Source organism: Sphingobium baderi, assembly GCF_001456115.1.
GTDB lineage: Bacteria > Pseudomonadota > Alphaproteobacteria > Sphingomonadales > Sphingomonadaceae > Sphingobium > Sphingobium baderi_A.
The window spans coordinates 1966048-1979814 of the sequence record NZ_CP013264.1; the positions used below are offsets into that span (position 1 = coordinate 1966048).

The window sequence follows — 13767 nt, forward strand, 5'->3', positions numbered from 1 at the left end:
CGGCATTCCTTCCGTTAGAAGCCGTAGAAAGATCCGGTATCCAGATCCTTCGCTGCCGTGCCGAAGCGGTCAAGGCTGGCGACCGTATCCTCGTTGGGGTTGATATTGAGATGCCAGGCTATCAGTCCCCATAGAATCCAGCGCCGGTAATCGTCCCAGGCCGTATCGAAATCCAGCCTGACGCCGTGGCCCGACATTTCATCGCAATAATGGCGGATGAGCGCGCGCTCTGATGCCCGGCGTTGATCGATGCCAAGCGAACCGACCATGAAATAGGCGACATCCCGCCAAGGACGCGCCTTACGCACGATTTGCCAGTCGAACCACATCCTCGCTCCGTCGGGACGCAGATAACTGTTGCCGATATGCGCGTCCCCATGAACGAGGCAAAGGGGGCTGTGGTCGCCAGCTTCCCTTTCGCATAATTGCCGATAGGCCTTATGAAGCCGTTGCGGGTCAGCGCTGGCCCAGGCGGGAAGAACCGCGAGATGTTCCGGCTTTTCATTGTGCCGCGCAACATAGTCGCGCATTAACGTCCAATAGTCGTCGCCTGCGGTTGCCGGCGTGGTCCCTGTCAGAAGCCATCGCTGACGATCAAGATCGGGCAGGGCCCATGTCATACCATGGAGCCGAGCCATTTCCGTCAATGCGCTGGCCATGGCATCGTGCGTCAGGCTTTGTCCCGACGTGCCGAATTCGCCGCCCAATGGCACCAGATCCTCAAGGATGACCAGCCCCTGCTGGCCTTCCGCATCATCATCCCAGTCGGCAAGGAAGCAGCGCGGTGCCGGCAGGTCGAGCGTGCCGCTAAACAACCCGTAAAAGCGTGCTTCATTGACGCAGGCATTGCTGCTGAGCGGATCACCGGTCAGGTTGGCCTTAAGGCAGATCTGATCGGGCAATCCAGCATCCAGCGCGGCCTGATTGCGATCGATGGCATAGCGTGCCTTGCTGGTGTGGCCCTTGATCTCACTGAGCAGGTGCATATCGCTAATGACTGTACCTGGATATTGATGCCGCAACAGCTCGGTCAGCCATGCCGGGGTAATGGCGTCGAATGAGAGGGGCAGGCGTTCGGTCCGGCGCGGTTCGCCGCGGGATTTTTCAAAGGATGCCACGGTTTCCCTCTCTCCTTGCAATTTCAGTCATTGCGCGCGATCTCTCGGGCCGCATCGTGTCCTTGCCGTTATCCGATCGACAGGAAAAGGCGTCCATCTCAACAAATGTTTCGCACTCGCCTACCATTTGCCGGATCGGAGCCAGCATTTGAGACCGGTCCATTATGACCGTCTGTACGTTCTGAGCACCGATCTATGCACCGGGCAAACCATCCATGTCGACCTCAATGTCCGCCGAGCAGTATGGCGATCTGGCCGTGCATTTCCATATAATGCCGGTCGGCGGCCAAGAGATTGCGGCCGCGCATGAAGTCGACATGCTCGAGCGCCTTCTGCTGCAATAAATCGATGTCGCTGATCCCGACAAAGATCTTCAATCCGGCACGGCGCGCGCGATAAGCGGATAAGGCCTGTTCCAGCAAGCTGAGGGCCGGATTGTTGATCACGGGCCATTCGATATGCATGCGCCGGATATGGGTAGCCGGATTGCGCCAATCCTTGCGTTTGATCATATGCTGTAGCGCGTCGAAGCGCGAAACGTCGGCCTTTGATGCAAACAGGCTGCGATTGATGCGATCAAGCGTCGCCAATATGTGCCGAAAATCGTCGTCGGCCAGACGCTGCCTTGCGAAGGCATCGCTTAGGCCGCGGACGATATTGGCCGGATGCGCCGCTGCTGTGACGATTCCGTTGCTGCGGCCCCGGCGGCAGGTAAGCAAGCCTCGATCCTCCAGCAATCGCATCGCCTGCCGCAGAACCTGCCGGCTGACGCCGATGCGTTCGGCTAATTGCTGTTCGCTGCCCAACTTCTTGATTCCCATGCGACGCAATCGCGCTACTTCGCCAGCCAGGAATTCGGCCGAAAGACCAACCAGGCCCTGATCCCGGGCGCAGCCGGGCGTCTCGGGAGCATCGTTCGCCGCCAGAAGCGCATCGAGCGCTGTGACAAAGGGCTTCAAGCAAGGATGAACTGCCGCGTCGGCCCAGGGCCCCAAGGGTAGAGCCTTGCTGACCGCAGACTGGCCGTCAAGCAACAGGCTTTGGAAAAGGCTTTCGAAGTCTGCGCTTCGGCCTTGGCCGACGTGATAGTCATGTATCTGCAGCAGTTCGATGGCCCGGCGCGCTTCGACAATTTGATCAACCGTGATGCCTGCGCCGGGGAGGTAGCGCTGGAGCAGCGAAGAAGCATCATGGATCGGTTGTCCCAGGGCGATCAGGCCGCCCTTCGCTCCGCGTCGCATGCGGGCAATGCCGCGATCCTCCAGCAGACGTGTCGCTTCGAGCAGCGTTTCCTTGCCGATGCCGAATTGGTCGCACAGACCCGGTGACGTTCCCAGGGATTCGCCCGGTGTTACGCCATCTTCGTCGATTGCCTGTTCGATGCGCCGTGCGATTACCTGTGCGAACTTCTCGCGCGTCGCCGTTTCGAACAGCACGGAATCATATATTTTGGGCCAGTCGAATCGAATCTCCATGGGCATCCTCTCTTTCTTCGGAGATGTTTTTGCTCTCTCCTTTTCTTGCCTCCGCATTGAACCGCGCAAGATGGACCCAGCCTATTGAGTCTGACGGAGAAATGCCAGCAAACAGGAGCGGAATTCTAAGGTTGGCCCGTGTCAGGTGGGAAATTGATGCGGCGCAATATTCTATTATGCCAGGCCCTATCTATGTTAATGCTAATTTAATTTGGATTTTTCGCGATCTGACAAAGCGACATAATGCGCTGCAACATGTATTGCCTGCGGAAATCGCCGGAAGATAGGAATTGATAAATAGGCGGTCAATTCACGCGGCAATTCTAACCGACAAAATCCATTGCTATGGATTGATGATCGACGACATCCAAATCCCGTTTGATCGAAGGATCGGTTGAGAATATTTTTGTTCCAGATATATAAGTAAAATTCAAAAAATTGGAGCATAATTTATAAGATTTTCTCGTGAGTGATTTGAAATAGCTGTATATTATCCATAATAATCAAATCATTCCGGGATAAAATAGCATGGGTTTGTGTCCTGCGATTCTCGGAGGGGTCGTGTCGATACACCGCGCGCAATAAAATGACGGTTCGCAAATGTGCGATCATGTCGAACAGGGGAGGGGCTTGGGATGAAATTACTGCACTCGTCCGCGGCACGGATGGCCGCGCTTGGAGGGATTTGCTGGCTCATGCCGGCCGTTGCTGCCGCGCAATCGGCTTCGCCGCGTGTGCCTCAGGTGGGAAGCGATCGGGCGGCGTCTGAAGCTTTTTCAGACATCGTCGTCACTGCCCGCCGGCGTGAGGAAGCGCTGCAAAATGTGCCCGTATCGATTACTGCGATCACGCCGGAACAGTTGCGCGAAAAGGCGGTCAATGATCCCTATGACCTCACTATGTCCGTGCCGGGCCTGAACGTCCGCGTCGGGGGCGCCACGCGTGAGACGCCCGACTACTTTATTCGCGGGCAGGGCAACACGTTCTCGGGCAATCCGGGGGTGCTCGTCTATTTCAACGAAGTGCCGCTTGGCAGCCTCAATCCCAATCTGCAAAGCGCTGCTGCCAATCTGATGATCTTCGATATGGCGTCAGTGCAGGTGTTGAAAGGGCCCCAAGGGACGCTGTTTGGCAAGAGCAGTACCGGCGGCGCCGTATTGTTCAGTCCGCAAAAGCCCAAGGACGAATTCGGCGGTTATCTCGATGTTCAAGTGGGCAACTATAATTTGCGAGAGTTTCAGGGCGCCGTTGATATCCCGATAATCGAGGGCAAGATCGCAGTGCGTTTCGCATTTGACATTGCCCGCCGCGATGGTTTTACCGTCAGCCAGAGCACTGGCCAGAAGCTCGATCAGAAGCATCGTGAAACATTTCGTCTAGGTATCAATTTGACACCGACCGAATGGCTGGAAAGCTATTTCATGCTGCAGCAGTTTGAAGCGGACGAAGCATCCGTCGGCGGAGTTTTTACGGATTTCAATCCGAACTTTGCCCTATTCAACACGACGCCCGGCGTAGGCGTCGGCTATTTCGCGGTGGCGGGCCTTTGTGCTAGCATATCCGCGCCGACCGCCGTGCCGGGGTGCATCGCGACGCGAACCGGCAGGATCGCGGATCTGGTTGCGGAGCTTAAGGCTGAACAGGCGCGACTTGCAGCCGGTGGCTCAAAGCGCCGGAATCTGACGTCTCGACGGGATTATCAGAATTTCAAGACCCAGCAGATCACGAATACCACTAGTGTCAATATCGGCGAGGTGCCGGTCATCGGGGATGTGACATTTAAGAATATCGGGTCGATGTTTCGAGTATTAGAAAATAACGTCATCCGAGAATTCGGGACAAACTCGAAAAATCATGGCGTCGTTATCAATCAATATGATCTCATCGGGATGCCACAAGAAATATCTGTGTCAGATCAGGCTCAGAAATCTCCATTTCATCGAAATTTCACTGAGGAATTTCAGGTCCTCGGAGATATAGATGGCAAGCACAGTTGGATATTGGGCTATTTTCTGGCTCAGGCATCAAACAACAATGTTGGCATGCCGCCCATATTCCAGACGTTCAACAACGCCCTGACGGTTCCATTGGACAGCCTTAACTTCATATTCCCCACGACCACTACGTACAGCAAGCGCAAGGAGATGGGCTATTATGGACAGTTCACAGCAGACCTGTCGGACTTGATGCTCGATGGGCTACATTTGACAGCCGGTTACCGCTTGACCAAAGATTCAACCTATCAGGTTTTCCGGAATTTTACGCCTTCGCCAACTGGATTGCAGCCCGGTACGATCAGTTCAATCCAGGATTTCAGGGAAAAGGCGTCGAGCTACACGTTTACGCTGGATTATAAGGCCAACAATGACTTGCTCGTCTATGTGACAACACGCAAAGGCTTTAAGCCGGGTGGCGTCAATGGCACGGCGGCCAGCGCTGGCATTCCCGGTGTACGCCCGACTTTTGACCCTGAAACACTGAAGGATGTCGAAGGCGGTGTTAAATGGGATTGGCTGCTGGGTGGCGTGCGCGGCCGTATCAACTTGGCGGCTTATCAGAGCTGGTACAGTAATGTTCAGCGGGCAGAGACGATTGCGTTGCCGGTTTCGCTGGGCGGCGGTGTAACAACGCAGACGAATAATATTGCGGAGGCGAAGATCGGTGGCGTCGAACTGGAAGGTAATTTCCAGTTCAGCCGACACTTGTCTGCCTTCATCAACTACGCCTACACCGATGCCCGATATACTAAATATCCCGGTTGCACGACCAATACTCTCGGCGTATGCACGCCAAATATTCAGACGCCTTATGTCGGGGTTCCTAAGCATCAAATATCGTTTGGCGGTCGTTATGTATTGCCGGTTGATGAATCTATAGGCGAGATCGCTATATCTACCAATATATACTATCAGTCGAGGACGCTATTTGATGATTCCGTTCTACAAGATCCAAAGCAATTGGGTTTTCAGAGCGGATATGCTATGGCAGACGCGCGCCTAGACTGGAATAAAATCGGTGGATCGCCACTGGATTTGGCTTTCTTCATTCGCAACATTACCGACCACACGCACTATGTTGGCTATGGCAACACGCTGACTTCACTCGGGGCAAGCCAGGCAACCTACAACGAGCCGCGGACCTATGGCTTGCAACTTCGCATGCAATTTAACTGATGAACCGGGCAGGCGTCGCGCGGCGGCGTCTGCCCTGTGGACAAGCCACATTTACGGATCGGGCGACATGATAGGACGTGAAGCGCGATAAGCAACTCGGGAGACAATGGGCTAATGGCAACGGAAGCACTGACGGCATCAGCAATCAACCCGGACGGTTACGCAGTCGCAGACGCCTATTTCGGCAGGCCCTATATCGATCGCGACGAATGGCGTGAGCAGCCCTACCCGCACCGCAATATCCACGGCGGCTTTGAGAACACGGATACGCGTTTTACTTTCTATTTCCCGGCTATCGAAGCGTGGGAGGGGCGGATGTATCATCCGATCGAAGGTGCCCATGCCGGACATGAAGAAGCTTTTGCCGGGATGATGGGGCAGTTGCTGGGTGGCCTTCCCATGATTGCCCGGCTCGGCGGTTATATGGTGGAATCGAATTGCGGTCATATCGGTGATGATATCGACCGGCGTGCGGGTGATGACCCGACTCTTTATGGCCATCGCGCTGGTGTTGAGGCAGCGCGTTTTTCGAAGCATGTCTGCAAGCAGGTTTATGGTCGTGAGCCCGCTTATAGCTATGTCTGGGGCGGTAGCGGGGGAGGACGGCGATCACCCCTCCATCTGGAATATGGGGCCGGTGTCTATGATGGTGCGTTGCCGTTCATGGGCGGCGGCGACATCGCCGAATATGGTACGACTGCGCGTGTCCGCAGCGAACAGCCAGTGCATTTCGGCGCGATGTTCAATGTCCAGCGGCTGTTGGAAGGCGATAAGCTTGATCGGGTGATCGATGCCATGCAGCCCGGTGGAAGCGGTAATCCATTCGGAGGCCTTTCCGCCCACGAACGGGAAGAATTGGCGAACCTCTACCGCCTTGGCTATCCTCGTGGTGACGAGTTCATGATCGCCAAGCCTATGGGGCAGATTTGGCTCTGGTCTTCGATTGCCGACATGTTGATCGCCGAGGATGGCGACTATTTCCGAAATTTCTGGACCAAGCCAGGCTATCTGGGCTTCGATGAGCCCCAGCATGTGCAGGAAGACCTGATCGACCAGCACTGCACGATAGTCCGGGTCGTCACGCCGCGCGACCTCACGACGGATGCATTTGCTGCGCCCGAATATGCAGAGATGCGCGCGCGGATGACCTTGAGCGCATCGGGTAGCGGCAATTGGGACCTGCCCATCGCGGTCGAGTTGGCTGACCTTCCGCCGGGCTACCGGCTGGGCGCCGGGGTCCGCATCACCAATGGCGATGCTGCTGGACGGCAGCTCTATTGCACGGGTTTCGTCGGGAACCTGTTGTTCTGCGACGGGCATGGGGATGCAAACCTTATCCGGTTCACCGGTGTGAAACCGGGCGACCAGATACATGTCGACAATCATGCGTTCCTCGCTTTTTGCTATTATTATCGGCATCATCTGTCGAGCGATGCGCTGAACGATTTCCTGCGTCTCGATGGCGTGCCGCTCTATCCTCAGCATGATGTGCCGCTAGCCTCGCCGCTGATGGGTGTCCCCTATTCCGGCCGCTATGAAGGCAAGCTGCTCTGGATACATCATACGCACGACGCGTCGCTCTGGCCACCGCAGGGGATCATCTACAAGCAGGCAGTCGAAGCGGCGCAAGGCGCTGAAAAGGCACGCGAATGTTTCCGCCTGCAATGGACCGAAAATGCGGAGCATGTCACGCCGCTGTTGTTGCCAACCCATCCGGCGCGCGCCACAAATACGTGGTTGATCGACTACCTGCCAAGTGTTGAGCAAGGCCTCGCTGATCTCGCCGCCTGGGTTGAGAAAGAGATCCCGCCTGCGGAGACCAATTTCACCATGGTGGACGGCAAGGTCAGCCTGCCCCCCACCGCCGCCGAACGCGGCGGGACGCAGCCGGTCGCGGGGGTCACTGTCAATGGCGGCGCGCGGACGGAAGTGGCGGCAGGGCAGCCCGTCACGATCCAACTCGAAGCGGAAGCACCGCCGGGCGCAGGCACGATCACGCAGGTCCAGTGGGACTTCGATAATTCCGGCCGTTTCGCCATCGAGCAGCCGATCATGCAGGGGGAGACCAAACTCTCCCTGTCGATGACCCACGCCTACGACCAGCCCGGCACCTATTTCGCTGTCGCCCGTGTTCGATTGAATCGGGAAGGCGATCCGACTGCGGCGCGTCAGGTCGAAAATCTCGCCGCAGCCCGCATAGTGGTGTCCTGATGGCCCGCTCCCCTCATCCTTCCCTTTTCACCTTGCGAGGAAGATCGATATGATGCGCTTTTCAAGACGCGATGCGGTTGCATTCAAATGTCTGATAGCGGCGGGAGCCAGCCTGCTGGCGGGCCCGGCTCTGACTCAGACAGGAGCCGGACAGTGCAGCGTCGCCACCATCCAGGCGATGACGACGCCGGACGCGACGATTACCTCGGCGGTCCCGACGGCTGCGCCGGTGCCTCATTGCCGCGTCGACGGCTATGTGACGACCACGAACCCTGGACCGAACCGCGTAAACTTCCGCCTGCAATTGCCCGATACAGGTTGGAATGGGCGCTATTATTTCATCGGCATGGGGGCCACCGCGGGCTTCGTCCCCACGGATTCGCAGGTTCCGGCGGGCAATCCGCTGATCAAGGGTTTCGCGGTTGCTGGCACGGATACGGGTCAGCAGAACCGTGCCAACTGGCGCTTCATCGGTGAAAGCCCGGCCCAGGCCATCGACTATATTCATCGCGGCGGCCATGTGACCGCCGCTGCGACGCAACAGATTACGCGCAAATATTATGGGCGGGAGAAGATCTGGCGCTATCATTCGGGCTGTTCGGGCGGCGGACGCATGGGCATGGAGGCTTTGGCCCATCATCCCGGCGACTATGACGGTATCCTTCTCGGTGCGCCCGGCATCGGCCCGACCTTCGGGTCTGAAACGATGCTGGCCTTCATTTACATGGGGCAGCAGATGTTGCGCGAACCCGGCGCATGGGTGTCGCCTGCAAAGCTTGGGATGCTTGACAAGAAGGTTACCGCGATCTGCGATGGCCTGGATGGGGCTGAGGATGGCATCATAGCCGATAACAAGGCCTGCAAGGTCGACATGAAGCAGTTCGAGTGTAAGGCCGGTGACGGCGCCGACTGTCTGACCGCACCAGAACGGCGCACGGTAGAGGCGTTGCTGCGCGGGCCTCGTGGCCCCAATGGGCAGCAGATCAAGGATGGCCTGCCGATCAGCAATATCAGTGTTTGGTCCGGTTTCATCGGCGGGCCGCCGCCATGGGATCTGAATGTCGATACCAACAAGATGACGTTCGACCAGATGAAGGCACTGCCGATCGGCTATCTTATGGGAAATTCGCTGGCCCAGGCCTATTTCGGTAAGGACTATCAGGCGATCAAGCAGTTTGATTTCAATAAGCAGTCCGATCTCGATGCTTGGTGGGCGGCTGGCGACCGCCTGGGTTACACGCGTTATTCTCCTGATATCTCGGCTTTTCAGAAGCAGGGTGGCAAGATCATCTTCTGGAATGGGGAAAGCGACCCCTGTTGCCTCGTCCAGGATCTACGCAGCTATTACAATGCTGTTGGAAAAGCCGTCGGGGGACCGAGCATGCTCGACGCCTTCGCTCGCTTTTATCAGGTGCCTGGTATGGCCCATTGCGGCAGCGGAACTGGCCCGCAGGATGCACCCGACGCCATGCTGGCATCGCTGATCGACTGGGTGGAGAACAAGAAGGCGCCGGCCAGCATCGTGACTCATCGCGGTGACCGAGCGAAGATGGCCTTCGCCGATCCCAAGACGGGCACTGTTTCAGGGGTCATCGTGCCGCCGTCGACGGGCACGCCGCGCGACTTCCTGCTCTGCCCCGATCCGACGGTCGCCACTTTCAACGGCAAGCCTGGCGGCGAGAGCGAAAGCGAAAACTGGACCTGCAAGCCGCGCAAGTAGCGGCCGGTGCAGTCGTCCGCTCCGCCGGTGGGTGAATAGGGGACCGCTGGCGGAGCGGACATACAGAACAGGCCGCATATTCGGGATAGGAACGCCACATGATGGAACGCAGAGAAGTGATCGCCGGCGGCGTAGGCATAGCTGGCTTGGCTGCTACGGGATCACTGTTAGCGCAGCCCGCCGCTAGCCTCAGCGCCAAGCCGATCGAACTTGATGGTTACAAGGTGACTGACCCGTTCTTTGGTCGACCTTTTATCGATGCGGATGAGCAACGGGGGGAGGGGACTCCCTATCGCTATATCCACGGCGGCTTCGAAGGGACGGATACGCGCTTCACATATTGCTTTCCGTCTACCGAGCATTACCGAGGGCGTCTTTTTCAGCCTCTCGAAGGCGCGAACGCCGGCCATGAGAATGTCAATGCCGGTCCCCTCGGGCCGATCACAGGCGGCCTGGAGATGACGTTTCGGCTAGGTGGTTACTGCGTGGAATCCAATATGGGCCATATCGGGGATGTCGAAGACCCGAAGGCTGGACCGGACCCGACGATCTACGGTTTTCGCGCTGCGGCTGAATCTGCACGCTTTTCTAAATATGTGGCCAGGCAGATTTATGGAGAGGCTCCGCATCACGCTTATGTCTATGGCGGCAGCGGTGGCGCGCGCCGGTCGCCCCTGTGTCTCGCCTATGGGGAGGGTACATGGGACGCCGCTCTCCCCTATATGGGCGATGCCATGGACGGCGAGCATGGCGACATGCGTCGGCTTCGCACGGGCACGCCAAACTTTTCATCCATGTTTAACGTGCAACGCGTGCTGGGTGCGAAGCTCCTCGATGTCATCGATGCGATGCAACCGGGCGGCAGTGGGAATCCCTTCGCAGGTTTGGACACGCATCAGGCAGAAGAACTGGCGACGCTATATCGCCTTGGTTATCCGCGCGGCGACGAGTTCATGATTATGCAGCCCATGGGGCAAGCCTGGTTGTGGGCCTCTATGGCCGAGCGGCTGGAGGCCGAGGATCCCTATTTCAAGTCCTTCTGGACTGAACCCGGCCATGTCGGCCACGATCAGCCGGATCTGGTTCGCAAGGACATCATAAACCTCAAGACCCGAATCAAACGCCCTCTTTTTGCACGTCAACTCGCTGAGGAAGCGGAATTTCGCGCGCCCGAATATGCCCGCATCGTCGCGCTGGCCAGCGTGTTCGCGGGCATGGAGAATATGTGGGACGTGCCGATGGCAGTCGAACTGGAGCAGGATCCGGGCGGCTATCCACAGGGGGCCGGTATCAAATTCCTGAGCGGCAAGGCGACTGGCCGGCAGCTTTATTATATGTCCGGCGTCCGCACTGTCTGGCTTGGAGCGGGCGCTGGCGAGGCGCAGAATCTGCGCTTCAAAGGGGTTCAGGCAGGTGATGAGGTCCAACTCGATAACCGCGCCTTTCTCGCTTATTGCTATTATTATCGCCACCACATCATGAACCATGTCGAATGGGACGCGCTGCGGATCGGTGGCAAACCGATTTACAAGCAATATCGGCAGCCGGAGGCGTCACCTTTCATGGGCGTGTTACACACAGGTCGGTTCGAGGGTAAAATGATGTGGGTCCATCACACCCACGATGCGTCTCTCTGGCCGGTGCAGGGCGTCGGCATGAAGAATAATGTCGAGCGTGAATATGGCGCGGTCGAGGCGCGAAAGAAGTTCCGGCTGCGCTGGACCGAGAATGCCGAACATGTCCCGCCTCATATGGCGGCGTCTGCGCCGGGCCGCGCCAACACCACCTGGCTGATCGACTATCAGCCGGTGATTGAACAGTGCTTGTTGGATCTCGTCGATTGGGTGGAAAATGACATCGAGCCGATTGATAGCAATTTTTCGCTGGTTGATGGTCAGATAACGCTGCCGCCGACAGCGAGGGAGCGCGGTGGAATCCAGCCGGTCGTGTCAGTCACCGCCGATGGCGGAGTGCGCGCGGATGTGCGCGTAGGGGAAAGCGTCGCCTTGATCGTGAAGGCCGAAGTGCCTGAGGGAACCGGGAAGATCATCGGTGTGAAATGGGATTTCGATGGAACGGGAAGCTATCCCCGCGAGGAAGTCGTGGATGGCACACGCACCGCGCTCATGCTCAGTACGAGCCACAGCTTCGATAGGCCGGGCACCTATTTCGTTACGGCACTGGTAGAATCGCACCGTGAAGGCGAGGTCAATGCGAAGTTTCGTCGCGTTTCGAACGTCGCCTCCGCGCGCGTGGTGGTCAGTTGACGGTTTCCGTCTTCGGTCATGCCCGGAGCGGCGATAGTCATTCGCCGCATCCGGGTCACAATCTTCTCTATAATGAATGAGGCAGCCGAGTTTCGCCGGCAGGCTCTTGGTCGGTATCCGGTTGGTCGTATACCATGCAAATGGCGTTCGGTCCCCTTATCGGTTCCAAATGAGGGGAAGGCTGTCCACATGGATGATGTTGCTGAGGTAAAAGGGTACCTCGAAGCCCGACTCCACGGAGAATTCGGGCAGTGCGGCGAGCATTTCCTGCATCGCGATTTGCAGTTCCCGACGTGCAAGATGGGCGCCCAAGCAACGGTGCGGGCCGTAACCAAAGGTCAGATGGGATGGACGACGATCGAAGCGGACTTCTGTCGGCGCCTCGAACGCTTCAGGGTCGTTTGATCCCAGCGGCGTCGACATCGCCACCCTGTCGCCGGCGCGGATATTCACGCCATACAGGTCGATATCGTGCGTGCAGATGCGGAAGGTGGTGACTGCAGCGTAGGCCCGCAGCAATTCTTCGATCGCGAGAGTCGCGCCCGCTGGGTTCTCGCGTAGTTGGTTCTGATGTGCCGGATTGGTTGCGAGATGGAAGAAATGCAGGCCGATATTGGCCGATACTGTATCCAGTCCACCCAGATATAGATTGAAACAGTGGCCGAACACTTCCTCCGGCGACCATTTGCGGCCGTCAACTTCCAGTTGAAGCGCGATGCTGATCAGGTCATCGCCCGGGGTCCGGCGCCGCTCATCGATCGCATTGAGCAGATAGGCTTTTACCGCGCGCGTGCCCTGAACGCGATCTTCCATGTCGTCGGTGTGCAGGAGGGAAAATTCCCAGTCGAGAAACTGCTGCATCTCCTCCTGCGGCAATCCCAGCAAGTCGAGGAAGATCGATACGGGGAACGGAACCGCGAAATCCTTGACGAAATCGCAGCTGCCCTTGTCCTTGAAGCGGTCAATATATTCGCGCGCGCGCAGCCGCACCTTGCCGTCCAACTCCCCCATGCGCTTGGGTGAAAAGACAGGATTGAGCGCATTGCGGAACCCCGTGTGGCGCGGCGGGTCAAGCTCGGTGGGGATGATATCCCAACTCTCGCCGATGCCGGCCGCAAAGCCCGTATTGCCCCGCTTGTGGAAATTCTCGGTGTCGGCGTAGATTTTTCGCAGGTCTTCGGCGCGGCGAACGACCCATCCGCCCTGTCGGCCCGGAAACACATCCGTTCCCCAGAAAATCGGCGGCCCTTCTTGAAGCCGGGGAATGATGTCCGTATAGGGATTGATCGTCGTCGCCGTCCGCGGTGTGAGCGGAAACGTCATCGCAAGATCGGCGGGGACATTGTCAGGAAGCTGGCTCATGCGTCAGCCGCCAGTCGGGAATACCCAGCGGACAGGATGTTGTCGATCAATGCAGGCGCGTGATCCGTGACGGCAGTCTCCGCTGTTGGCAAAACCGCCAGCTTTTGCCCAATCCATACAAACTTCATGCTCTTTCCTCATCGCTCCATCGGTCGCGCGCTCGTTGAAACATGCGCGGCGTGCCGCATTCAATGCAACCATCATACCTCAACGGCAAGGTGGGAAGCGCTGCGCGTCACCTTGCGGGCCTGGCCGCGATAGGTTTTGGCAGCATTAAGGATCATTGCAAAATGCAAAGGTGCCTTCAATATTTCTTCGATCGGATTGTTGCTCCCTGTTTGACGATTATCGGCCAAATTATACCGCCAATCGGCCAATCTGGTGCATTCCTTTCTTTTGACAGGTCGGTAAGACGATCGTCTTGTCTTCAAGCCCTTCGCG

The 13767-nt window shown here is 57.5% G+C and carries 8 protein-coding genes; 4 read left to right on the forward strand and 4 right to left on the reverse strand.

Features of this window, described 5'->3' with window-relative positions; all coding sequences use genetic code 11:
- Window positions 1–14: 14 nt before the first annotated feature.
- Complete coding sequence (locus tag ATN00_RS09810) at window positions 15–1118, reverse strand: phosphotransferase (RefSeq protein ID WP_062064279.1); 1104 nt, start codon at window positions 1116–1118, stop codon at window positions 15–17.
- A gap of 224 nt (window positions 1119–1342) precedes the next feature.
- Window positions 1343–2593: a GntR family transcriptional regulator gene (locus tag ATN00_RS09815; protein ID WP_197413714.1), complete on the reverse strand. Its 1251-nt coding sequence runs from the start codon at window positions 2591–2593 to the stop codon at window positions 1343–1345.
- A 635-nt stretch (window positions 2594–3228) separates the two neighbouring features.
- On the opposite strand from ATN00_RS09815, the gene ATN00_RS09820 reads away from it, so the two are divergent.
- The 4 genes from ATN00_RS09820 (at window position 3229) to ATN00_RS09835 (ending at window position 11964) form a co-directional block, all read left to right on the forward strand.
- Window positions 3229–5766, forward strand: a complete 2538-nt coding sequence (locus ATN00_RS09820; protein ID WP_082635160.1) for a TonB-dependent receptor — start codon at window positions 3229–3231, stop codon at window positions 5764–5766.
- Between the two features lie 114 nt (window positions 5767–5880).
- Window positions 5881–7977: a PKD domain-containing protein gene (locus tag ATN00_RS09825; protein WP_062064285.1), complete on the forward strand. Its 2097-nt coding sequence runs from the start codon at window positions 5881–5883 to the stop codon at window positions 7975–7977.
- Between the two features lie 49 nt (window positions 7978–8026).
- Window positions 8027–9697 (forward strand): tannase/feruloyl esterase family alpha/beta hydrolase, encoded by a 1671-nt coding sequence (locus ATN00_RS09830; protein ID WP_062064287.1) that lies wholly within the window; start codon window positions 8027–8029, stop codon window positions 9695–9697.
- A 98-nt stretch (window positions 9698–9795) separates the two neighbouring features.
- Window positions 9796–11964 carry a PKD domain-containing protein gene (locus tag ATN00_RS09835; RefSeq protein ID WP_197413715.1) on the forward strand — a complete coding sequence of 723 codons (2169 nt, stop codon included), beginning with the start codon at window positions 9796–9798 and terminating at the stop codon, window positions 11962–11964.
- A gap of 156 nt (window positions 11965–12120) precedes the next feature.
- Here the strand turns inward: ATN00_RS09835 and ATN00_RS09840 are convergent, their stop codons facing one another.
- Entirely contained in the window at window positions 12121–13326 is a 1206-nt protein-coding gene (locus ATN00_RS09840) for a cytochrome P450 (protein WP_062064288.1), read from the reverse strand.
- Between the two features lie 200 nt (window positions 13327–13526).
- Entirely contained in the window at window positions 13527–13703 is a 177-nt protein-coding gene (locus ATN00_RS23400) for a hypothetical protein (protein ID WP_156415254.1), read from the reverse strand.
- Between the last annotated feature and the right edge of the window lie 64 nt (window positions 13704–13767).